General features: G+C 62.6%; 17 protein-coding genes. 12 read left to right on the forward strand and 5 right to left on the reverse strand.

Annotated features, from left to right (window positions below; translation table 11 throughout):
• Positions 1 to 312: 312 nt before the first annotated feature.
• Positions 313 to 1,617 (reverse strand): zinc dependent phospholipase C family protein, encoded by a 1,305-nt coding sequence (locus E4631_RS10715; protein WP_133655418.1) that lies wholly within the window; start codon positions 1,615 to 1,617, stop codon positions 313 to 315.
• A gap of 277 nt (positions 1,618 to 1,894) precedes the next feature.
• Between E4631_RS10715 and E4631_RS10720 the strand changes: the two genes are divergently transcribed.
• The 4 genes from E4631_RS10720 to E4631_RS10735 all read left to right on the forward strand — a co-directional run bounded on the left by E4631_RS10720 (position 1,895) and on the right by E4631_RS10735 (position 5,834).
• Positions 1,895 to 2,680 carry a rhamnogalacturonan acetylesterase gene (locus E4631_RS10720; RefSeq protein ID WP_133655417.1) on the forward strand — a complete coding sequence of 262 codons (786 nt, stop codon included), beginning with the start codon at positions 1,895 to 1,897 and terminating at the stop codon, positions 2,678 to 2,680.
• 31 nt (positions 2,681 to 2,711) lie between these two features.
• Entirely contained in the window at positions 2,712 to 3,530 is an 819-nt protein-coding gene (locus E4631_RS10725) for a rhamnogalacturonan acetylesterase (protein WP_133655416.1), read from the forward strand.
• Positions 3,530 to 4,495, forward strand: a complete 966-nt coding sequence (locus E4631_RS10730) for a pectinesterase family protein (RefSeq protein WP_133655415.1) — start codon at positions 3,530 to 3,532, stop codon at positions 4,493 to 4,495. The genes E4631_RS10725 and E4631_RS10730 overlap by 1 nt, the downstream gene beginning before the upstream one ends.
• A gap of 79 nt (positions 4,496 to 4,574) precedes the next feature.
• Entirely contained in the window at positions 4,575 to 5,834 is a 1,260-nt protein-coding gene (locus E4631_RS10735; RefSeq protein ID WP_133655414.1) for a pyridoxal phosphate-dependent aminotransferase, read from the forward strand.
• A 165-nt stretch (positions 5,835 to 5,999) separates the two neighbouring features.
• Here the strand turns inward: E4631_RS10735 and E4631_RS10740 are convergent, their stop codons facing one another.
• A complete protein-coding gene (locus E4631_RS10740) occupies positions 6,000 to 7,004 on the reverse strand; it encodes an SDR family oxidoreductase (protein WP_133655413.1) in 1,005 nt (334 codons plus the stop codon).
• 135 nt (positions 7,005 to 7,139) lie between these two features.
• Between E4631_RS10740 and E4631_RS10745 the strand changes: the two genes are divergently transcribed.
• The 3 genes from E4631_RS10745 to E4631_RS10755 all read left to right on the forward strand — a co-directional run bounded on the left by E4631_RS10745 (position 7,140) and on the right by E4631_RS10755 (position 10,417).
• Positions 7,140 to 8,315 carry a 1-deoxy-D-xylulose-5-phosphate reductoisomerase gene (locus E4631_RS10745; RefSeq protein ID WP_133655412.1) on the forward strand — a complete coding sequence of 392 codons (1,176 nt, stop codon included), beginning with the start codon at positions 7,140 to 7,142 and terminating at the stop codon, positions 8,313 to 8,315.
• Between the two features lie 99 nt (positions 8,316 to 8,414).
• Positions 8,415 to 9,758 (forward strand): RIP metalloprotease RseP, encoded by a 1,344-nt coding sequence (gene rseP, locus E4631_RS10750; protein ID WP_133655411.1) that lies wholly within the window; start codon positions 8,415 to 8,417, stop codon positions 9,756 to 9,758.
• A gap of 152 nt (positions 9,759 to 9,910) precedes the next feature.
• On the forward strand, positions 9,911 to 10,417 hold the full coding sequence (locus tag E4631_RS10755) for a DUF6702 family protein (RefSeq protein ID WP_133655410.1): 507 nt from the start codon (positions 9,911 to 9,913) through the stop codon (positions 10,415 to 10,417).
• A gap of 140 nt (positions 10,418 to 10,557) precedes the next feature.
• On the opposite strand, the gene E4631_RS10760 is transcribed toward E4631_RS10755, so the two are convergent.
• The gene (locus E4631_RS10760) at positions 10,558 to 11,232 is read right to left on the reverse strand and encodes a DUF2461 domain-containing protein (protein ID WP_133655409.1); all 675 of its coding nucleotides are present in this window, start codon (positions 11,230 to 11,232) and stop codon (positions 10,558 to 10,560) included.
• Between the two features lie 40 nt (positions 11,233 to 11,272).
• Between E4631_RS10760 and E4631_RS10765 the strand changes: the two genes are divergently transcribed.
• Together E4631_RS10765 and E4631_RS10770 are read left to right on the forward strand one after the other, a co-directional pair.
• Positions 11,273 to 11,467 carry a hypothetical protein gene (locus E4631_RS10765; protein ID WP_133655408.1) on the forward strand — a complete coding sequence of 65 codons (195 nt, stop codon included), beginning with the start codon at positions 11,273 to 11,275 and terminating at the stop codon, positions 11,465 to 11,467.
• A 146-nt stretch (positions 11,468 to 11,613) separates the two neighbouring features.
• Positions 11,614 to 13,221 (forward strand): glycosyltransferase family 39 protein, encoded by a 1,608-nt coding sequence (locus tag E4631_RS10770; protein ID WP_133655407.1) that lies wholly within the window; start codon positions 11,614 to 11,616, stop codon positions 13,219 to 13,221.
• A gap of 85 nt (positions 13,222 to 13,306) precedes the next feature.
• Here the strand turns inward: E4631_RS10770 and E4631_RS10775 are convergent, their stop codons facing one another.
• On the reverse strand, positions 13,307 to 14,851 hold the full coding sequence (locus E4631_RS10775) for a SulP family inorganic anion transporter (RefSeq protein WP_133655406.1): 1,545 nt from the start codon (positions 14,849 to 14,851) through the stop codon (positions 13,307 to 13,309).
• 221 nt (positions 14,852 to 15,072) lie between these two features.
• On the opposite strand from E4631_RS10775, the gene E4631_RS10780 reads away from it, so the two are divergent.
• Both E4631_RS10780 and E4631_RS10785 read left to right on the forward strand, forming a co-directional pair.
• Positions 15,073 to 16,191: a YncE family protein gene (locus E4631_RS10780; protein WP_133655405.1), complete on the forward strand. Its 1,119-nt coding sequence runs from the start codon at positions 15,073 to 15,075 to the stop codon at positions 16,189 to 16,191.
• Between the two features lie 87 nt (positions 16,192 to 16,278).
• A complete protein-coding gene (locus tag E4631_RS10785; RefSeq protein ID WP_133655404.1) occupies positions 16,279 to 17,217 on the forward strand; it encodes an FKBP-type peptidyl-prolyl cis-trans isomerase in 939 nt (312 codons plus the stop codon).
• 202 nt (positions 17,218 to 17,419) lie between these two features.
• On the opposite strand, the gene E4631_RS10790 is transcribed toward E4631_RS10785, so the two are convergent.
• Entirely contained in the window at positions 17,420 to 18,841 is a 1,422-nt protein-coding gene (locus E4631_RS10790) for a DUF5723 family protein (protein ID WP_133655403.1), read from the reverse strand.
• A 156-nt stretch (positions 18,842 to 18,997) separates the two neighbouring features.
• Between E4631_RS10790 and meaB the strand changes: the two genes are divergently transcribed.
• Positions 18,998 to 19,981: a methylmalonyl Co-A mutase-associated GTPase MeaB gene (gene meaB / locus E4631_RS10795; RefSeq protein ID WP_133655402.1), complete on the forward strand. Its 984-nt coding sequence runs from the start codon at positions 18,998 to 19,000 to the stop codon at positions 19,979 to 19,981.
• The last annotated feature ends 111 nt before the right edge of the window (positions 19,982 to 20,092 follow it).

Raw genomic sequence — 20,092 nt, forward strand, 5'->3', positions numbered from 1 at the left:
AGGCCAAGTCCGTGTGCAGATTGGCTGGTGCGGGCTGCCGGCGTTGAGCCGGCTGTTCGCTCGTCGTTCGCGCCGCTCATTCTCGCCGCTCGTTCTCGCAAAGAAAAGAGCGGACAGTTAACTATTAGCAACTCTCAACTTACAGTGGTTCCCAGGTCAGGGTACGTGCGCCGGCCCGACGGCGGAGCCGTCTGACCGGTTGCCGGGCGCGCCGTTTGGCCAGTCGTTCAGTCCTCGTTTCAGCGTCAACCGGTCGGACGGCTTCGCCGTCGGACCGGCGCACGTACCTTGACCTCTGACTTGGGAATTGCACTAGAATTTCCTGGCTTTTATCGCTTCAAAGGCTTCTTGCGCTTCCTGCCGCTTTTTGCGGTTTTTAGCAGAGTCTTTCTGCGCGTCTTCGGTGGCCTCGGTGAAGCGGGCGGGCGGCGCGGATGGCGGTGGGCCGGCGGCGAAGAAAGCCAGGATATTCTGGCGCAGAGCGGGCGTCAGGTGCTCAAACTTATGGTCGCGCAGCTCACGCAGGAGGCGGGCGTAGGTTTGGTCGGCCAAGATGTAGTCGGTGGGGTGGGTAGGGCGGCCGGTATCGAGGTTGGTGTTGGGCAGGTAGGACGGCGCGGCCGTGGTGTCGGTGTGCTGGCGTTTTGCGAGGGTGCTGTAGCGCACCAAGGCATCGCGGTAGCTGGCCCGGAACTTGGCCTCGTCGGCGGCACTAGGCACTTTGAAGGCGAAGGGCTTGAGGGGCCCGACCTTGGGCAGAATGCTGAGGATGCCCGACAGGATGCGCGCACCGAAGCCCGGCCGCTCGTGGTTTTCGCCAAACTCCTCCCGGTACTCGCGGGAGCTCATGCGGAATACGTAGTCGCGGCGGCGAGCCTTGGGGCTTATTTTACGAATCTCCTTGCGCTTATTGACCCAGGCGGCGCGGGCAGCGGCTGGCAGCAACTGATTGACAGCCAACCGAAAAGCCCCTACCCCCGCATCCACATTGAATAGCACCTGGCCCAGCTCCAGCCCGTAGGTTTGCAGAAAGGCACGATCCAGCACCGGTTTGCTTACTCGAAAGCCGATGTACTTGTGATAGTCCTGCGAGCGGTAGCGGCCGGCCGCGATTTGCACCACGTCAAACGAAAATTCGACCTCGGTATGGTTGATGGGCGCCTGCTCGTAGGTCACGACCGGGCCGTAGGCGGCCTTGCGCTTGGGGTATACGTCGGGCAGGATGAGGTTAGTCGCCTCGGGGTGGCCCAAGTTGTCGGAGGCGTAGTGAGCCAGCGCGCCCAGGGCGAAGGCATATTCGTTGCGGTTGTGGGCCTGGCGCAGCAGGTTGCGCACGAAGTCGCCGGCGCGCACGTAGTGCGTGAGGTTGGTAAAGAACTCGGCGCCCAGCGGGTAGTAGCCCATATCCTGGATAATGGCGCCGCCGTAGGCGTAGCTCTTGGCGTCGTCCTGCTCGGCGGGGGTAGCGCCGGGGTAGCGCTGGCTGAGCAGCGGCAGCAGGGTTTTATCCCAGGTCGAGTCGATAACGGCCTGGTGAGTGAGCACCGAATAGGCCGCTGCCGGCACAGCCGGCACAAGTAACACGATGACAAGGATGGCCTGGAGGAGAAAGCGCATGAAATAAAAAACTCGGAGATAAAGCTGAGCAGTCAACGGAATAAACGGCGGGCCGTTTGGCTTGGCCGCAACTTATGTGGGCAAGCCAGCCCTTTCCCTACCCCTGCTAAATAGGCTGGGCGCGACTGCATCAGGCAGTTGGCGCGGCCGAAGGTCGGCAACGATTGCGTAGAAAAACCTGGTGCCGCCGCAGCCTGGCCAGTACGTTTGCCTCTTCGAGGGGCGGCAGCGAGTATGCGGCGCCCCAGCAGTTACCACCTTCCCCACCCGCTTCCCAATGTTATCCCGACTAGCCGCCGCCGTGGCGGCGCTGAGTATGGGGGCTCTGCTGGCATTTATGCCCGCCGCCCCCGCCAAGCTCAACGTGTACTTGATTGGTGATTCTACCGTGTCGATAAAGCAGGTGAAAGCCTACCCCGAAACGGGCTGGGGAATGCCGTTTACGGCGTTTTTTGACGAAGCGGTAACCGTGGACAACCGGGCGCAGAATGGACGCAGCACCAAATCATTCCTTGCCGAAAACCGCTGGCAGCCCATAGCCAGCGCTTTGCAGCCCGGCGACTACGTGTTCATTCAGTTTGGGCACAACGACGAGGTGCCGACCAAAAAGACCTACACGCCCGAGGCCGAGTTCACGGCCAACCTCAAGCGCTTCGTGGCCGAAACGCGCGCCCACCAAGCCCAGCCCGTGCTGCTGACGCCGGTGGCCCGCCGCAAATTCGACGCCGCCGGCAAAGTGGAGGAAACCCACGCCGCCTACGCCGAGCTGGTGCGCGCCGTGGCCCGCGAAACTGCTACCCCCCTCATCGACCTCGACCGCAGCAGCCAGGCGCTGCTTCAGCAGTTTGGCCCGGAAAATTCTAAGCTGCTATTCAACCACTTGGCGCCCGGTGAAAACCCCAACTACCCCGACGGCCGCGAGGACAACACGCACTTCAACGAATTGGGCGCACGCCGCATGGCCGAGCTGGTGCTGGCCGACATTCGGGCCCTGAAGCTGGGGTTGGCCGACCACATTGTGCGGGGCACGGTGAAGGCTACTGTGGATGCACAGGCCCGCTAGCACCTGGCTATTAGCTTCTTAATTATACTCCATGGTATTTTCTCTGCTGACCAAAGCCCTGCCGCTAGCCCTGCTGGGCTGGTTGGCCGCGGTGCCCCCTACCCCCCCGCACAAGACCAAGGTTTACCTCATCGGTGACTCGACAATGGCGCGGAAGATTCCGGCGACGTTCCCGGAAACGGGTTGGGGAATGCCGCTGGTAACGTTTTTTGACTCGACGGTAGTCGTGGATAACCGGGCGCAGAATGGGCGCAGCACCCGGACGTTTTTGGCTGAGAATCGCTGGCAACCGGTGGTGCAGGCCTTGCAGCCCGGCGACTACGTGTTCATTCAGTTTGGGCATAATGACGAGTCGGTGGCTAACCCAGAGCGTTATGCTTCGCCCGAGGACTACCGCATAAACCTCGTCAAATTCGTGACTGAGACGCGCGGCAAGAAGGGAATTCCGGTGCTGCTGACGCCGGTTTCGCGCCGGTATTTTGACCAGGACGGGCGCATCAAGGAAACGCACGTGGCGTACTCGGCCACCACGCGGGCAGTGGCAAAGGCGAGCAACGTGCTGCTGGTAGACATGGACGAGCTGAGCCGCACGCTGCTGCAAAAGCTGGGCGACGAGAAATCAAAGCTCCTTTTTATGCAGCTCGCGCCTGGCGACCACCCCAACTACCCGCTGGGCCGCAACGACAACACGCACTTCAACGAGCTGGGCGCCCGCCTGATGGCGCAGCTGGTCATCCACAACCTACAAGCCCAACACGTAGCGCTGGTTGAAGAACATCTGGCTAAACCATTGCCTAAGAACGCCGTAGCCACGCCCACCGGCGCTGCGGCCCAACCCACTACCCCCTGATGAAAACCTTATTTTTACTCCTCGGCCTGAGCGGTGGCGCATTGTTTAGCCAGGCCCAAACTACTGCGCCCACCGGTCCACTCGTGGTGGCGGCCGACGGCAGCGGGCAGTTCCGCACGGTGCAGGCGGCCATTGATGCCGCGCCTAATCAGTCGGAACGGCCGGTCGTTATCCAGCTCAAACCGGGTACCTACCACGAAAAGGTGACGGTGCCGACCCTGAAAACGCACCTTGTGCTGCGCGGCACGGGCGAGGCAGCCGGCACGATTATCACCTACAGCGACCACGTGGGGATGCCCGGCATCACTACCCCCACCTCGTACTCGGTACTGGTACAGGCCACTGATTTTACGGCGGAGAATGTAACGTTTGAGAATGCGGCGGGCTACACGGCGGGCCAGGCGGTGGCGCTGAACGTGGAGGGCGACCGGGCCATTTTCCGGCACTGCCGGATGGTGGGCAACCAGGACGTGCTGCTGCTGGCCACCAGCGGCAGCCGGCAGTATTACCAGGACTGCTACATCGAGGGCACGACCGATTTTATTTTCGGGGCCAGCACCGGTGTCTTCGACCACTGCGTGATTAAGAGCAAGAAAAACTCGTTTGTGACGGCCGCTTCCACGCCGGCGGGGCAGGCGTTTGGCTTTGTATTTATGGATTGCCAGCTGGTAGCCGACACTGCCCTGGCCAAAAAGGTGTACCTCGGCCGGCCCTGGCGGCCCAATGCACAGGTGGTGTACCTGCGCTGCGCGCTGGGCGGCCACATTGTGCCGGCCGGCTGGGACAACTGGAAGAACGCGGAGAACGAGAAAACGGCTTTCTACGCTGAGTATAAGTCTACCGGCCCCGGCGCCAACCCGGCGGCCCGCGTGCCGTGGAGCCACCAGCTCACAACGCAGGAGGCCAAAAAGTACACCTTGAAGCAGATTTTTGGGGGTAGGGAAGCCTGGGAGCCGAAGCGCTAGCACCGATAAACCGGCCCGCCACTGCAACAATTGGTACCTTTGGGGGTCTTTAGTGCTCTCTCCCCCTACCTCCTACCCCATGCGTATTTCCCGGCTGGCCGACCAGATGAGCGGCTCCGAAATTATCCGAATTGGCAATGCCGTGAGCGAACAGATTCGCCAGGGCGAAACCATCTGCAACCTCACTATTGGCGATTTTGACCCCAAGCTGTTCCCCATTCCGGCGGAGCTGCGCGACGGGGTAATAGCCGCCTACCAGGCCGGCCAGACCAACTATCCGCCCGCCGCCGGCATCGCCGACATGCGCCAGGCGGCCGCCGATTTCTTGAAGAACCGCCTCGGCCTCAGCTACTCGCCCAACGATGAGTTTCTCGTAGCTGGCGGCTCGCGCCCGCTCATCTACGCCGCCTACTTGGCGCTGGTAGACCCCGGCGACCGCGTGGTGTTCCCGGTGCCGTCGTGGAACAACAACCACTATTGCCACCTTTCGGGCGCCGAGTCGGTGATGGTGCCGACCCAGCCCGAAAACGACTTTATGCCCACCGCCGCCGAGCTGGCGCCGCAGCTCAAGGGCGCGACGCTGCTGGCGCTGTGCTCGCCGCTCAACCCCACGGGCACGGTATTTTCCAAGAAAGACCTGGAAGAAATCTGCGACCTGGTGCTGGCCGAAAACCAGCGCCGTGGGCCCGATGAGAAGCCGCTCTATATCCTGTACGACCAGATTTACTGGCTGTTGACCTTCGGCGAAACCCAGCACTATGACCCCGTGAGCCTGCGGCCCGCCCTGCGCGACTACGTGGTGTACATCGACGGTATTTCGAAGTGCTTTGCCGCCACTGGCGTGCGCGTGGGCTACGCCTTCGGCCCCAAAGTGGTGCTTGATAAGATGAAAGCGCTGCTGGGCCACATCGGCGCCTGGGCTCCCAAGGCCGAGCAGGTAGCCACCGCCAAGCTCCTACCTCAGCAAACCGCCGTAGATAATTACCTCACCGGCCTCAAAACCGGCCTGCAAGCCAGCCTCAACGCTGCCTACGACGGCTTGAAAGACCTACGCGCCCAGGGCTACCCCGTCGATGCCATTGTGCCGGCCGGCGCCATCTACCTCACCGCCAAAATCGACGCCCTGGGCCGCACTACGGCCACCGGCGAGGTACTGGCCACGACCAAGGAAATCACGTCCTACCTGCTCACCGAGGCCGGGCTGGCGGTGGTGCCGTTCAGCGCCTTCGGCACGGCTGCTACGGACCCGTGGTTCCGCCTATCGGTGGGAGCCGAGTCGCTGGCTTCCATTCAGGCGGCGCTGCCGCGTTTGAAAGCGGCGCTGGATAAGCTCACGTAAGCGGTCATTTATAGGCGATTGACTAAAAAAGAACGTCATTCTGAGCTTGCCGAAGAATCTCACCCGCGCCGTTGGATTACTACTCCTTACGGCGCGAGCGAGATTCTTCGGCAAGCTCAGAATGACGTTCTTTTTTACTTATTCATATCTGCGCGAGACCTTGCGCTATTGCTTTTTGCCCGTGAGCAGCGCGATGGTGGCGCCTAGGCTAGCCGCGGCTATTACGCCGGCCAGCAGCGGATTGAGGCGGGCGCGGGTGTAGAGGCTGGTCTGCATCACGTGGCCGGGGTTGTGACCGCTTACCTGGGCGTGGGGGCCGTTGGGGCGGTGCAGCGAGCCGGCGGGGTCCACGGCACGGGTGCCGTCTTGTTTTTGCTGGGCTACGCCGGTTTTGGCCTCCATCCAGTCCATTACGCCGGGGATGTATTTATTGATGCTGCTCATCACCTTGCCGCCGCCGCCCACGAAAATGTCGCGCATGGGGGTAGTGGCGGCGTGCAGAATGGCATTGGCCACTTCCTCGGGGGCGTACACGGGCTGGGGCAGCTTAGGCTTCTCGGGCAGGTAGTTGCGGGCGTGCTCGGGGAAGGGCGTGTTGATGGCGGCCGGCTTGATGAGCGTGACCGATACGGGCGCTTTCTCATCGGCCAACTCGATGCGTAGGGCATCGGTAAAGCCCTTCACGGCGTGCTTGCTGGAGGCATACATGCCCTGAATGGGCACCGACACGTCCGATACCACGCTGCCCAGGTTGATGAGCGCGCCGCCGTGCTTCTTGAGGTGTTTGATGGCTTCGAGCGACCCATTCACAATACCCCAGAAGTTGGTGTCGTAGAGGCGCTTAAAGTCCTCGAGGTTGCCTTGTTCCAGCTTGCCCCACATCCCTACCCCGGCATTATTGACCCAGGTATCGAAGCCGCCAAAGTGGGCGTGGGCTGCGTCGTGGATACGGCGCACGGCGGCGGGGTCGGCCACATCGGCGGCCACAGTGGCCACATTGTGGTTGCCGAGCTGCCGGGCCACGGTGTCGAGGTCGGCCTGCGAGCGGGCGGCCAGCACGAGGCGGGCGCCGGCCTTGGCAGCCGCCTGGGCGGTGGCGAGGCCAATGCCGCTGGTAGCACCGGTGATGACGATTATTTGCTGGTCGAGCGGTTTGAGCTTGATGGACATGGAAAAGGGGGTAGGGAGAAGAATAACCGGTCACGCCGGGCCTGACTGTACGAGCTAGCCGCCCGAATGGATAAGGCGCAGGTTAGGCCCGGCGGGCCGGCGCTACCTTTACAGCTCTATTCCCAACCCTGCTTGATGACGGATTCTTTATTACCTGATACTTCGCAAAAATCGCTGGCGCTGCTGGGCTCCACGGGCTCCATCGGCACGCAGGCGCTGGAGGTGGTGCGCGAGCAGCCGGGCCGGTTTCGGGTGGCAGTGCTTACGGCCGGGCGACAGTGGCAGCTACTGGTGCAGCAGGCCCAGGAGTTTCGGCCGGCGGCCGTGGTCATCGGCGACGAGTTTTACCAGGAAGTGCGGGCCGCCCTGGCCAGCCAGCCCGAAACCCAGGTGCTGGCCGGCGACGCCGCCCTGCTCGAAGTGGTGCAGCGCCCCGACGTGGACGTGGTGCTCACGGCGCTGGTCGGCTACGCCGGCCTACCCCCCACGGTGGCCGCCATCCAGGCCGGCAAAGACATTGCGCTGGCCAATAAGGAGACGCTGGTAGTAGCCGGCGAGCTGATTACCAAGCTCGTGCAGGAATACAACGTGCGCCTGCTGCCCGTCGACTCAGAGCACTCGGCCATTTTTCAGTGCTTGGCGGGCGAAGAGCTGAACCCGATTGAGAAGGTCATTCTCACGGCGTCGGGCGGGCCGTTTCGGGGGCGCAACATCGCCGAGCTGGCCCACATTACGAAGGCGCAGGCGCTGAAGCACCCTAACTGGACGATGGGCGCCAAAATCACCATCGACTCGGCCACGCTCATGAACAAGGGCCTGGAAGTGATTGAGGCCAAGTGGCTGTTCGACCTCCGCAACGACCAGATTGACGTGGTGGTGCACCCACAGAGCATCGTGCACTCGCTGGTGCAGTTCGAGGACGGTTCGCTGAAGGCGCAGCTGGGGCTGCCCGATATGAAGCTGCCCATTCAGTACGCGCTGGGCTATCCGCACCGGCTGCGGAATGAATTTCCGCGGTTTTCGTTCTTAGCCTACCCCACCCTCACCTTTGAGGCGCCCGACCTGGATACGTTTCGCCACCTGCCGCTGGCTTTTGGGGCCATGCGGCGCGGCGGCACTGCCCCCTGCGTGCTCAACGCGGCCAACGAGGTGGCGGTGGCGGCGTTTTTGCAGGATAAGGTGAGCTTCCTGGGCATGGCCGACGTGGTGGGCGAGAGCCTGGAAAGGGTGCCGTATCTTGCAGCCCCAACCCTGGCCGACTACGCCGCTACCGATGCCGAAGCGCGGCGCGTGGCGGCGGGGTTATTGTAAGGTAAGCTTTCGCTTGCCGGTCGTCCGCAGCCAGTACGTTACGGGTTGCAGTACTTTTTACTTCACACTTCACCGGGCAAGCTAAAGCTTACCCTACGCATGGAAATTCTCATTATGATTGGCCAGCTAGTGCTGGGTCTATCGCTACTAGTTGGCTTACACGAGTTTGGACACTTTGCCTTCGCGAAGCTGTTTAAGATAAAAGTCACGAAGTTTTACATCTTTTTTGACTTCCTCTTCCCCCTACCCCACGTCTGGAACTTCAGCCTGCTTAAGAAGAAAGTAGGCGAGACGGAATATGGTATTGGCTGGTTTCCGCTGGGCGGCTACGTGGCCATTCACGGCATGGTGGATGAGACGCAGGACGCCGACGCGCTGGCCGGCCCGCCGCAGCCCGACGAGTTTCGGGCCAAGCCAGCCTGGCAGCGCTTGCTGGTAATGCTGGGCGGTATTATCATGAACGTGATTACGGGCATCGTTATCTTCGCCGCGCTTACTTATAAGCTGGGTGAGAGCTACTTGCCCGCCTCGGAAACCCGCTACGGCGTGGTAACGACCAAGCTGGGCCGCGACATCGGTTTCCGCGATGGCGACCAGATTGTGAAAATCAACGGCCGGCCGTTCACCGAGTTCAACGACGTGTACAACCCCGACGTGCTGCTTGGCAACGAGAGCTACTACACCGTGGAGCGCGGCGGCCAGCTCATCGACTTGCCCAAGCTGCCGCGCACGTTCTTCGACCAGCTCAACCACCAGGGCGACAGCCTGTTTGTGGAGGCGCGCTCGCCCTTTACGCTGGCCGAGGTAGTGGCCGGCAACCCGGCCGCCAAGGCGGGTATCAAGGCTGGTGACCGTATCACCCAGATTGGCAGCACGCCCATCAAGTACTACGACCAGCTGCTGCGCACCCTACCCCGCTTCAAGGGCCAGACGGTGCCCATTACGGTGGAGCGCAACGGCCAGGCCCAAACGCTGCCCGTGGCAGTGAGCGCGGCCGGCAAAATCGGCGTGCGCCCCAAGCCCGAGCTGAATTTCAGCACTCGCTACTATAGCCTGGGCCAGTCGGTGCCGCAGGGCACCAAGCAGGCATTCAGCGTTATCTCGCTGCAAGCCAAAGCATTTGGCAAGATTTTGAAGCGCGAGGCTTCGGCTTCGGAAAGCCTCGGCGGCCCGGTCGAGATTGCCCAGCAGTTTGGCGGCGTCTGGAACTGGCCGCACTTCTGGACCCTGGTGGGCACGCTGAGCATGGTGCTGGCCTTTATGAACCTGCTGCCCATTCCGGCTCTCGATGGCGGGCACGTGCTGTTTCTGCTTTACGAGATGATTTTGCGCCGCAAGCCATCGGAGAAATTCCTCGAAGGCGCGCAGCGCGTGGGCACGGTCCTTATCCTGGCTTTGATGGCGTATGTCATTGTCATTAAGCAGGTAATGAAGCTGTTTTAAGCTATTTGCTTGCTATCCCGAATCGTTTGTCATTGCGAGCGAAGCGCGGCAATCACACCAGAACGAGTCGTTTGGGCATCGTTCTGGTGCGATTGCCGCGCTTCGCTCGCAATGACAAACGCCTTTTAAGACTTCTCTACTTAGCTAATACGATGCGTCACCTCACCCTGTTTTCTCTTTTGCTGCTGGGGCTGCCGGGCGTGGCGGGCACGCGCCACGCCTACCACACCAGCATTCTGGAGCTCAAGCTCAACCCCCAGCAGCAGCAGGTAGAGCTGGCCCTGAAGATATTTACCGACGACTTCAGCCGGGCGCTCTCGCAGGGCCGGCCCAAGGCCGTAGACTTGCAGCAGCCCAGCTCCCTACCGCTGGCCGAGCTGTATCTGCACCAGCACCTTAAGCTCAGCATTCCGGCGGGGCCGCACCAGCCGCGCCTACCCCTCGACGTGCAGTTCGTGGGCCTGCAAGCCGAAAAAGATGCCTACTGGCTCTATGCTAAAGTGCCCCTACCCCATCCCACAAAAGAAATTCTTATCAACCAGGGAATGCTGCTGGAGGTATTTTCAGACCAGATGAACATCGTGAACGCCGAGGGCAACGGCAAGAAAATCAGCGCGCTGCTGCGCAACGGCCACGAAGAGGAAGTACTGAATTTCTAGGCTTATTTAGCACCAAAAGAACGCCATTCCGAGCTTGCCGAGGAATCTCGCTCGCGCCGTGAAGGGTAGTAACCTAACGACGCGGACGAGATTCCTCGGCAAGCTCGGAATGCCGTCCTTTCGGTTAATGTGTCAACCACTTACCTGTCATTTGTGGCAGTCAGCCACTCGCAAAACGGCCCCAGCGCTTGCAGCGCGGCCAGGATGTGCGCTCGCAAGGCCTCGGGCGAAAGGTGGCGCACCTCGGCATCGGGGATACTGTGCAGGAGCAAAAACTGCTTGTGACGCAGCCAGCCGGCTTCGGGGTGAGCGGCGTCGTAGCCGGGCGGCATTTTCTTGAGCTGGTCGCCGGCCAGGCCGCGAGGGAAAAACTGCCGGGCTGCTGGCGTGGCCAGTAGCGTGTGCAGGCCGTCGGGCGCATAGTCGATTTCCTGGCGGATGGCGGCCAGCTGCTCTTTGGTGGGCTCGTAGATGCCGCCGGCTACTATTGTTTGGCCATTGGGGCCAATTTGTATGTAGCGGCCGGGGCCTTCGCTTTGTTTGCCACCCACGGCGAAATAGGCCGAAAAGTGCGTTTTGTAGGGCACCTTCACCTTGGAGAAGCGCACGTCGCGGTAGATGCGAAATATGCACTTGCGGGGCTCCAGGCCGGCCAGGGCGGGCTCGGCTGCGGTTAGTTCGCGCAGCCAGTAGGCCACGTCCTGCTCGAAGTCGGCGCGCAGGTGGTCGTAGGTGGCTTTGTGGTCCTGGAACCAGTCGCGCTCGTTGTGCTGGGCCAGGTTTTCGAGGAAAGTGAGGAGGGCGGCGGGGTTCATAGCCGCAAAGATGCGGCGGGGCCTGCGGGCTCAACTGCTTGTGTATTTTTTTCCTATACATAGTCTGGCTACCGGCCTGGCCGACTCCGACGGCAATATCTTCCTGCCCGGCGCCAACGCGTTGGATGGCCGCCTACCCCTCCCCGACGCGGGCATTGAGGAAGCATATCTGCCGGCCGTGGCGACGCGGCTGGGCAGGCCGGCATCGGCGGGCACATCTTCGCCTTTCCGCTAACTGAAAGTGCGCTGGGCAAGCGCTCTGGCAACCCACACCTAGCATTTTGACGCTCGCTACCAGCGTTTTACGTATATTTTGAAATGCATTATGCCCTGAAGACTACAGCAGAGCAATAGCTTCATGGAATTAGCTTTGCGCTACTCATGCATGCTTCACTTTCTATTCGCCGGGCTCCGCGCTATGTGGTCGGGCTATTTTTCGGCTTTTTACTCGTACTGGGCGGCCTACTATTCGCCGATTATGGCATTTCTTGGGACGAGCCCATCGACCGCCTCAATGGCCTGGTGAGCCTGAACTATGCGGCGCACATTTTTGCCCCCGACTGGGGCGCCCGGCAGCCGCTGCTGCAACACGTGCCCGCCCTGGGCAGCCACCCCGACAACGACCACGGGGTAGTGTTTGAGCTGCCGTTGGCCTTGTTTGACGTGCTGCGGCCCGGCCACGACCCGCACACTTACTACCTGGTGCGGCACGCGGCCACCTACCTGGTGAGCCTGCTGGGGGTGTGGGCGCTGTTCAGGCTGGGCACGTGGCGCTTCCGCGACGAGCGCCTGGGGCTGGCGGCGGCGGCGCTGCTGGTGCTGTCGCCCCGCTTTTTTGCCGAGTCGTTTTACAACGGGAAGGATTTGGTATTCGTAGCGTTTTTTACGCTCGGCATCTATACCCTGGTGCGGCTGCTGGAGCGCCCCTCGTGGCAGCGGGCCGCCGTGCATGGCCTGGTAACGGCCGCGGCCACCGATGTACGCGTGCTGGGCTTGCTGCTGCTACCCTTCACTTATACGCTGCTGGCGCTGCAAGCTGCTGGCCAAGACGCCTCCAAGCCGCGCGGGCCGCTGGTGCGGGCCGGCCTGGCCTACCTACCAGCCCTGGCGGCGGGCATGCTGGCCGGCTGGCCCTACCTCTGGGAGCACCCGCACCGGCACCTGGCCGAGGTATTCGTGAGCCTGGGCCACTTTAAGTGGCCGGGCGTGGTGCTATACATGGGCCAGCTCGTTAAGGCCACCGACCTACCCTGGCACTACCCGCTGGTGTGGATTAGCATTACTACCCCCGTGGCCTACCAGCTGGCGGGCCTAGTGGGCCTGGGCGTGGTGGCGGTGCAGCTGCTGCGCCAGCCCGGCGCGCAACTGCGCACGGCAACGGGCCGCTTTGACTTTCTGGTGGCAGGTTGGCTACTGGTGCCGGTGGCACTGGTAATGGGCTTGCAATCGGTACTTTACGACGGCTGGCGGCACCTCTACTTTATTTACCCCGCGCTGCTGCTACTGGCCGTGGAGGGCGGGCGGGCCGTGGCGCGGCTAGGCCGCCTGGGCACCACCTGGCGCCGGGTAGCGCTGGCGCTGGGCGGGCTGGCGGTGGCCGAGCTGGTGCTCACGGCCGGGCGCATGGTGGCCATGCACCCATACCAGCAGGTTTATTTCAGCTACCTGCCGAGCCGGGTGATAGAGCGCTCATTTGAGCGCGACTACTGGGCGCTGTCGTACCGGCGGGGGCTTGAATACCTGGTGGCACACCAGCCTACGGGGCCCATCTACCTCGCCGCCTCGCACCTGCCGCCACTCCGAAACAACGAGGCCTGGCTGACACCCGCCGACCGGGCGCGCCTAGTAATAGCGCCGCGCGCGCCCGGCCGCTACTTCATCACGGCCTACCGCAGCCTGGGGGTGCCCTATGCCGATAGCGTGGGCTACGAGGTATTTGCCATCCGGGCCGGCGGCGTCAAGATTTTGTCCGTCTTTCAACGGCCCTAAGTGCATCAACAAAAGGCCTCCCTACCCCCTACTTCGAGCTGAAGCTGGGGGTAGGGAGGCCTTTTTAGTGCGCCAGGTTAACAGGTTAATACGCCACGTTGGCGCCGGACACGGTGTAAAGAGGGTCTTCGAGCACGTTGACTTCGACCAGGGCGCCGGCGCGGCCCAGCAGGTGGCGGCAGTCGGGGCTGAGGTGGCGCAGGCGCAGGGTTTTGCCGGCGCGGTGGTAGCGCTCGGTGAGCTTGTGCAGGGCATCGAGGGCCGACATATCGGCCACCCGACTTTCGCGAAAGTCGAGGATAACTTCGGCCGGGTCGTTGGCCACGTCAAACTTTTCGCCGAAGGCCTGCACCGAGCCAAAAAATAGCGGGCCGTACAGCTCATAGTGCTTCACGCCAGCCGCATCGAGGTGATGCCGGGCCCGGATGCGCTTGGCGTTTTCCCAGGCAAAGGACAGCGCCGACACCACTACCCCCAGCAGCACGGCCAGGGCCAGGTTTTGGGAGATGGCGGTCACAAGCGTCACGAGCAGCATCACGAACACGTCGGAGGCCGGCATGCGGCGCAGGATGCGCAGGCTGGCCCACTCGAAGGTGCCGATAACGACCATGAACATCACGCCCACCAGCGCCGCCAGCGGCAGCCGCTCAATCAGCCCCGAGCCGGCGACCACAAACAGGGCCAGCGCCCCCGCCGCCACCACGCCCGAGAGCCGGCCCCTACCCCGCGATTCGAGGTTAACCATGGTTTGGCCAATCATGGCGCAGCCGCCCATGCCGCCGGTCAGGCCCGAGGCAATATTGGCCAGGCCCTGGGCCACGCAGTCCTGATTGCCGCGGCCGCGGGTGTCGGTCATTTCGTCTACCACGGTCAGGGTCAGCAGGCTTTCGGTGAGGCCCACCAGCGCCATAATGAAGGCGTAGGGCAGCACCACGGCCAGCGTGTGCCAGCTCAGCGGCACCTGCGGCAGGTGAAACGTGGGCAGGCCACCCGCGATGGAGGCGATATCGCCCACCGCCTTGGTCTGCAGGCCGCCGCCAATAACCAGCGCCGACACCACCGCAATGGCCACCAGCGACGACGGCACGGCCTTGGTGAGGCGGGGCAGGAAGTACACGATGGCCATCGTGAGGGCCACCAGCCCACTCATTATCAGCAGCGCGGAGCCCGTGAGCCAGTGCTCGGCCCCGGCCGCATCGTGCGTTTTGAACTGCTCCAGCTGCGCCATGAAAATAATGGCGGCCAGGCCGTTGACGAAGCCATACACCACTGGCTGCGGCACCAGCCGGATAAACTTACCTAGCCGCAGCAGCCCAATCGCCACCTGAATAATGCCCATCAGGGCCACGGCCAGAAACAGGTATTCAACGCCCTGCTGCACCACCAGACTTACGATAACCACCGCCACCGAGCCGGCCGCGCCCGATATCATACCCGGCCTACCCCCCACCACGCTCGTGACGAGGCAAATAATAAACGCCGACCCAATGCCCACCAGCGGGCTGATGTGGGCCAGCAGCGCAAAGGCCACCACCTCCGGCACCAGCGCCAGCGCCGTGGTGAGGCCGGCTAGCACCTCATCTTTAACGTTGACTTTATATTGAGTGAAATAAGCAAGCGAAAACTGCATAACTAACTGAGGTAAAGGCAAAAGAAAAGCCGCACGCTCCCGGCAGGAAGCGGCGGCAAACGGTATTCCGGCCAATACTCAGGGTGGGGTGAGCTGGAAGATGAAGGGGGAAAAGAGGGGCATACGTGGCCGCAAAGGTACGGCGGCCTGGAAGGAAGGCGCCCATGCTATCGGCACGGTTTTTTCGTTTAGGGGGGCGTTACCCTCTTGTTCTTCCGCTTATGTCCCGTCTTTTCCTGGCGTTCTTCGCCCTCCTTTTCCTGCTGCAACCCGCTGCTGCCCAGCGGCCTACCGACGCCTGGTATTTTGGACAGCAAGCCGGCCTGAGCTTTGCCGAGGGTGCCCCTACCCCCCTGCTCAACGGCAAGATGACCACCTACGAGGGCTGCGCCGTGGCCACCACCAAGCGCGGCGAGCTGCTTTTTTACACCGACGGCCAAACCGTGTGGAACCGCCTGCACCAGCCCATGCCCAGCGGCCGCCACCTCATGGGCAGCGGCAGCAGCACGCAGTCGGCGCTCATCGTGCCCGACCCCGGCTCGGGCAATATCTTCTACGTCTTCACGGTGGCTGCCCAGGGCGGGCACGACGGCCTGCGCTACTCGGTAGTGGACATGACCCGCGCCGATGGCATGGGCGACGTACCCCGCGCTAACATTCTACTGCTGACGCCGGTAGCCGAGAAGCTGGCCGCCGTACGCCACCCCAACGGCCGCGACGTGTGGGTGGTGGCCCACCGCTGGAACTCCAACGCCTTCGTGAGCTACCTCGTCACGGCCGAGGGCGTGCAGGCCGGCAAGCCGCTGCTCAGCAACGTGGGCAGCATGAACGCCGGCCCCGGCGGCAACGCTATTGGGGCCCTCAAATTCTCGCCCGACGGCACCAAGCTGGCCGCCGCGCTCTGGCGCGACAACAACAAGTTTGAGGTCTATGACTTTGACCGCAGCACCGGCAAAGTGAGCAACCCGCGCGGCTTCGGGCCCTACGCCGAGGCCTACGGCGTCGAGTTTTCGCCCGACGGCACCAAGCTCTACGGCACCTGCAACGGCAACAGCGCCGGGGCCATCGGCCAGGCCAAAGCCAGCCAAACCCAGCTCATCCAAATCGACCTTAAAACCAAGAAAGCCGAGGTAGTGGGCCATTCTTCCAACCACAAAATCGGGGCCTTGCAGCGCGCGCCCGACGGCAAAATCTACGTGGCCCGCGAGGATAACTCCTTCCTGGGCGTCATTCAAAGCCCCAATGCCAGCGGCCCGGCCTGTAACTACGTCGACGACGGCCTGAACCTGGGCGGCCGCCGCAGCAAGCTTGGCCTGCCCGCCTTCATCACCGAGCCATAAGGTAGGGCGTTAGTTTGGGCAACCTTTATTTGACCAACTGCGGAACCTGCAGCCCGGCGGAGTTAGTTTTGCACAAAAAAACCACGTATGAAAACATTTTTTTCGGGAAAATTGCGCCGCTTGCCCGTGGCGCTGCTGGGGTTGCTGACTGCCGGCCTGCTCACTACGGCCTGCAAGAAGGACGATACCACCGCTACCCCCGACTATACCGCGACCGACGACGCGACCATCACCAAGTACCTGGCCACCAACTCACTAACTACCGCCCAGAAGCAAACCTCGGGGCTGTACTACGTGCCGCTGGTGACTAATGCCTCGGCCGCCAAGCCCGTGGCCGGCAAAGTGGACGGTAACACAGTATCGCTGCTCTACACCGGCAAGCTGCTCGACGGCACCACGTTTGACGCCTCTTCGCTGCACAACAATGTGCCCGTTAGCTTTAAGCTCGGGGCCGGGCAGGTCATTCCGGGCTTTGATGAGGGTACCGCGCTCATGCACCTCGGCGACTCGGCCATTTTCATCATCCCGTCAGGCCTGGCCTATGGCCCCAACGGCGGTGGTTCGGCCATTCCGGCCAATTCGGTGGTGCGCTTCAACGTGAAGCTGACGGACATCAACTTCGCCCTCACCGACGACAAGCTCATCAAGAATTACATAGCCCTCAACTCCATCACGACGGCCCAGAAGCAGGCCTCGGGCCTGTATTTCGTGCCGGGCATCACCAATGCCACGGCCGCCACCACGACCGGCAAAACGGTATCGGTGCTTTACACCGGTAAGCTGCTCGACGGTACCGTGTTCGACGCCTCGTCGCAGCACGGCAATGTGCCCCTGCAGTTTGTCGTAGGCGCCACGCCCAAGCAGGTTATCCCTGGCTTCGACGAAGGTATTGCCCTGATGCACAAGGGTGATAAAGCCACGCTGCTCATTCCTTCCAACCTCGCCTACGGCCTCACCGGCGCGGGCACCAGCGTACCAGCCAACTCCGTGCTGCGCTTCGATGTGGAAGTGACCGACGTGAAGTAGGGTTTAATTCAATTATCAGTCATCAATTATCAATCATCAGAACGCCTGTCATCCTTGTCTGGCGTCCGCTTGCGAAAGACCTTTTGCCCGTGAACGAGTCGTTCGGGCGTGACAAGGTTCTTCGTGAGCGGACACCAGATTAAGGATGACAGGCGTTCTGATGATTGATAATTGATGACTGATAATTGATGATTGAAAAAGTTTAGCTTTTACCGACCCGAAAGCGCAGAAAGCCCAGCGCCACTGAGGCATACGGGTTATTTTCCGAGAAATAGCCGAGCACGCTGCGGGTGCTCAGGCCCGCTTCCCACACCGGCGTCACGAACGTGATGCCCAGCGGGAGGCTCACGTTGTAGCCGGCGCCGCCGCTCACGCCGGTGCTCAGGCGCACCCAGCGCACGGGCTTGAAGTCGAGACCGGCGCCCACGAAGGGGGTAGGGAGGTTGCCGGCCACCTGGTTGAGCGGCACCGTCACGTCGAGGCCCGCCTCAAATAGCTCCGAGATGCGCACGCCGCCGCCCAGGCGCAGCTTGGTGGGCAGGTCGGCGCGGCGTTCCTGCGCCGTTTGGTAGGTGAGAAGTGTTTGGCCAGCGTCGCCAAACTGGTTGACGACGTTTTGCACCACGTTGTAGGTCGTGAGGCCGCTGTACTGGGGGTAGGCCAGGTTTTGGTCCGTGGCCGTGAGCACGTTGCCGGTCCAGGTCATCGAGCCGAGGTCCGTTACCGATACGCCTAGACGCACCACCTTGCCCACTTCGGCAGCCAGGCCCAGGTCGAAGCCATTGCCGTGGCCCACCGGTTGCAAGCCACTGCCATTCTGGTAGTTAAAATTGGAATTACCAGCCAGGGTGCCGTAGTTAATGCTGAAAATCGGCGACAGCGACGAGTACGCCGACAGGCTGCCGCCGCTGCTGCGCACGTCGGCAATCCCTACCCCCTGCAGGTAGCGGTAGCCCGCCCCGGCCGTGACGGTGAGCACGCCCGGCACGTCGAGCACCTCCACGCCGTAGCCAATATTGAACTCGTTGGTGAGGGCCAGCTGCATGGCCGTGCCGTCGAGCGCGGCCGAGAGCAGCGGCGGCGTAGTGCCGCGGCGCGGGTTGCCAGCCGCGTCGTAGTACTGCTGCACGAGGGCCGCGTTCTGGCCATTCACCATAAGGTCGGCGCTGTTTTGGTTGAGGGCCAGGTGGCCGCTCAGGCGCTGGTGCATCGACACGGCCACGCTGCCCAGGCCGGGCGGCAGCGTGAAGGCCAGGCCCAGGGCCGTGGCATCTACGTTGATATTCAACGCGTTTGGGCTATTCAGGTTGGCTACCAGCGCGGTGCGCTCGGCGGCCGGGAGGGTAGCGTTAGGGTGAAAGATGAGCTGCTTGAGCTGGCTATTGGTGAGCGACTGCGAGCCCACGCCGGCCCCTACCTCACCCACGGTAAAGGCTACCAGACTGGTACTTTGCCGGCCCAGGTTGGCCGGGTTGATGCCCAGCGCCTGGTAGTCGGTGGCAAAGGTGTTGACGACCCCGCCCCGGCCGGTGGCCGAGAAATTACTCAATTCGTTCTGGGCCAGCGCGGGCGTGGCGGCCAGCAGGCCCAGCGCCGCAGGCAGCCAGGAAATATACTTTTTCACAGAAATAAGAAAAGCCGGTAGAATGGGCAGGCGTAGACAAAGACAGGGCCACCCTTCTTCCCAAAACACAATTTATCTCCCAACGGCACCATTTACTACCCCGGCGGCCCGCCCCACTCGCTGGCCTAAGCTTGGGGCAATGCGTATTTTGCGGCCGTGCCTGCTCCCCCTCTCTCCGCCGCCGACTACGCCCAGGGCCTCGCTGCCGGGCAGCGCGGCACCCTGGCCCGCGCCATCACCTTAGTAGAAAGTACCTTACCTGCGCACCAGGCGTTGGCGCAGGAGGTATTGCAAGCGGTGCTGCCCCACACCGGCGGCGCGCTGCGGCTGGGCATCACGGGCGTGCCGGGCGTGGGCAAAAGCACCTTTATTGAGGCGCTGGGGCTGCATCTGGTCGAAAAGCTGGGCAAGAAGCTGGCCGTGCTGGCCGTGGACCCCAGCTCGCCGCGCGGCGGCGGTAGCATCCTGGGCGATAAAACTCGGATGCCGCAGCTTACGCTGCACCCGCGGGCGTTCATTCGGCCCTCGCCGGCGTCGGGCAGCCTGGGGGGGGTAGCGCGCGCCACCCGCGAGGCGCTGCTGCTGTGCGAGGCGGCCGGCTACGACGTCATCTTCGTTGAAACCGTGGGGGTAGGCCAGAGCGAAGTGGCCGTGCACGGCATGGTCGATTTCTTCCTGCTGCTCATGCTGGCCGGCGCCGGCGACGAGCTGCAAGGCGTGAAGCGCGGCATTATGGAAATGGCTGATGCCCTGCTTATTACCAAGGCCGACGCCGGCAACGAGCAGGCCGCCCGCCGCGCCGCCCGCGACTACGAAGGCGCGCTGCACCTCTTCCCGCCCGCCGCCTCGGGCTGGACGGTGCCCGTGCGCACCTGCTCGGCCCTCAGCGGCGCGGGCCTGCCCGAGGCCTGGGCACTGGTGGAGCAGTACGCCGCCCAAACCCAGGCCAGCGGCTACTGGCAGCAGCGCCGCGCCCAGCAGCAGCTCCAATGGCTGGAAGAAGCGGTGCGCCAGGCGCTGGAGGCGCAGTTCTACGGCCGGACGGGCGTGCAAAGTGCGCTGCCGGGCGTGCGGGCGGCGGTGGCGGCGGGGCAGCTCACGCCGTGGGCGGCGGCGGGGCAGCTGCTGGGGCGGGGGTAGGGTTTAGCTAAATCGGGGTAATTAATTAGCATCTGAGCTTAGCTAATGCCTTTATTTTAGCTAGCTTGTTTTTAAAGAAATCTTATAGAGGCGAAAGAACTAATACTGAAA

Origin of the sequence: Hymenobacter sp. UV11, from assembly GCF_004684095.1 — a bacterium.
Taxonomy (GTDB): Bacteria; Bacteroidota; Bacteroidia; order Cytophagales; family Hymenobacteraceae; genus Hymenobacter.

What these genes read in the sequence shown, in the direction of transcription:
- E4631_RS10785 (WP_133655404.1), top strand. Translation starts at nt 16,279, where the DNA reads ATGAAAACATTTTTTTCGGGAAAATTGCGCCGCTTGCCCGTGGCGCTG.
- E4631_RS10755 (WP_133655410.1), top strand. Translation starts at nt 9,911, where the DNA reads ATGCGTCACCTCACCCTGTTTTCTCTTTTGCTGCTGGGGCTGCCGGGC.
- E4631_RS10715 (WP_133655418.1), bottom strand. Translation starts at nt 1,617, where the DNA reads ATGCGCTTTCTCCTCCAGGCCATCCTTGTCATCGTGTTACTTGTGCCG.
- E4631_RS10760 (WP_133655409.1), bottom strand. Translation starts at nt 11,232, where the DNA reads ATGAACCCCGCCGCCCTCCTCACTTTCCTCGAAAACCTGGCCCAGCAC.
- E4631_RS10735 (WP_133655414.1), top strand. Translation starts at nt 4,575, where the DNA reads ATGCGTATTTCCCGGCTGGCCGACCAGATGAGCGGCTCCGAAATTATC.
- E4631_RS10720 (WP_133655417.1), top strand. Translation starts at nt 1,895, where the DNA reads ATGTTATCCCGACTAGCCGCCGCCGTGGCGGCGCTGAGTATGGGGGCT.
- E4631_RS10745 (WP_133655412.1), top strand. Translation starts at nt 7,140, where the DNA reads ATGACGGATTCTTTATTACCTGATACTTCGCAAAAATCGCTGGCGCTG.
- E4631_RS10775 (WP_133655406.1), bottom strand. Translation starts at nt 14,851, where the DNA reads ATGCAGTTTTCGCTTGCTTATTTCACTCAATATAAAGTCAACGTTAAA.
- E4631_RS10725 (WP_133655416.1), top strand. Translation starts at nt 2,712, where the DNA reads ATGGTATTTTCTCTGCTGACCAAAGCCCTGCCGCTAGCCCTGCTGGGC.
- rseP (WP_133655411.1), top strand. Translation starts at nt 8,415, where the DNA reads ATGGAAATTCTCATTATGATTGGCCAGCTAGTGCTGGGTCTATCGCTA.
- E4631_RS10740 (WP_133655413.1), bottom strand. Translation starts at nt 7,004, where the DNA reads ATGTCCATCAAGCTCAAACCGCTCGACCAGCAAATAATCGTCATCACC.
- E4631_RS10780 (WP_133655405.1), top strand. Translation starts at nt 15,073, where the DNA reads ATGTCCCGTCTTTTCCTGGCGTTCTTCGCCCTCCTTTTCCTGCTGCAA.
- E4631_RS10770 (WP_133655407.1), top strand. Translation starts at nt 11,614, where the DNA reads ATGCATGCTTCACTTTCTATTCGCCGGGCTCCGCGCTATGTGGTCGGG.
- E4631_RS10730 (WP_133655415.1), top strand. Translation starts at nt 3,530, where the DNA reads ATGAAAACCTTATTTTTACTCCTCGGCCTGAGCGGTGGCGCATTGTTT.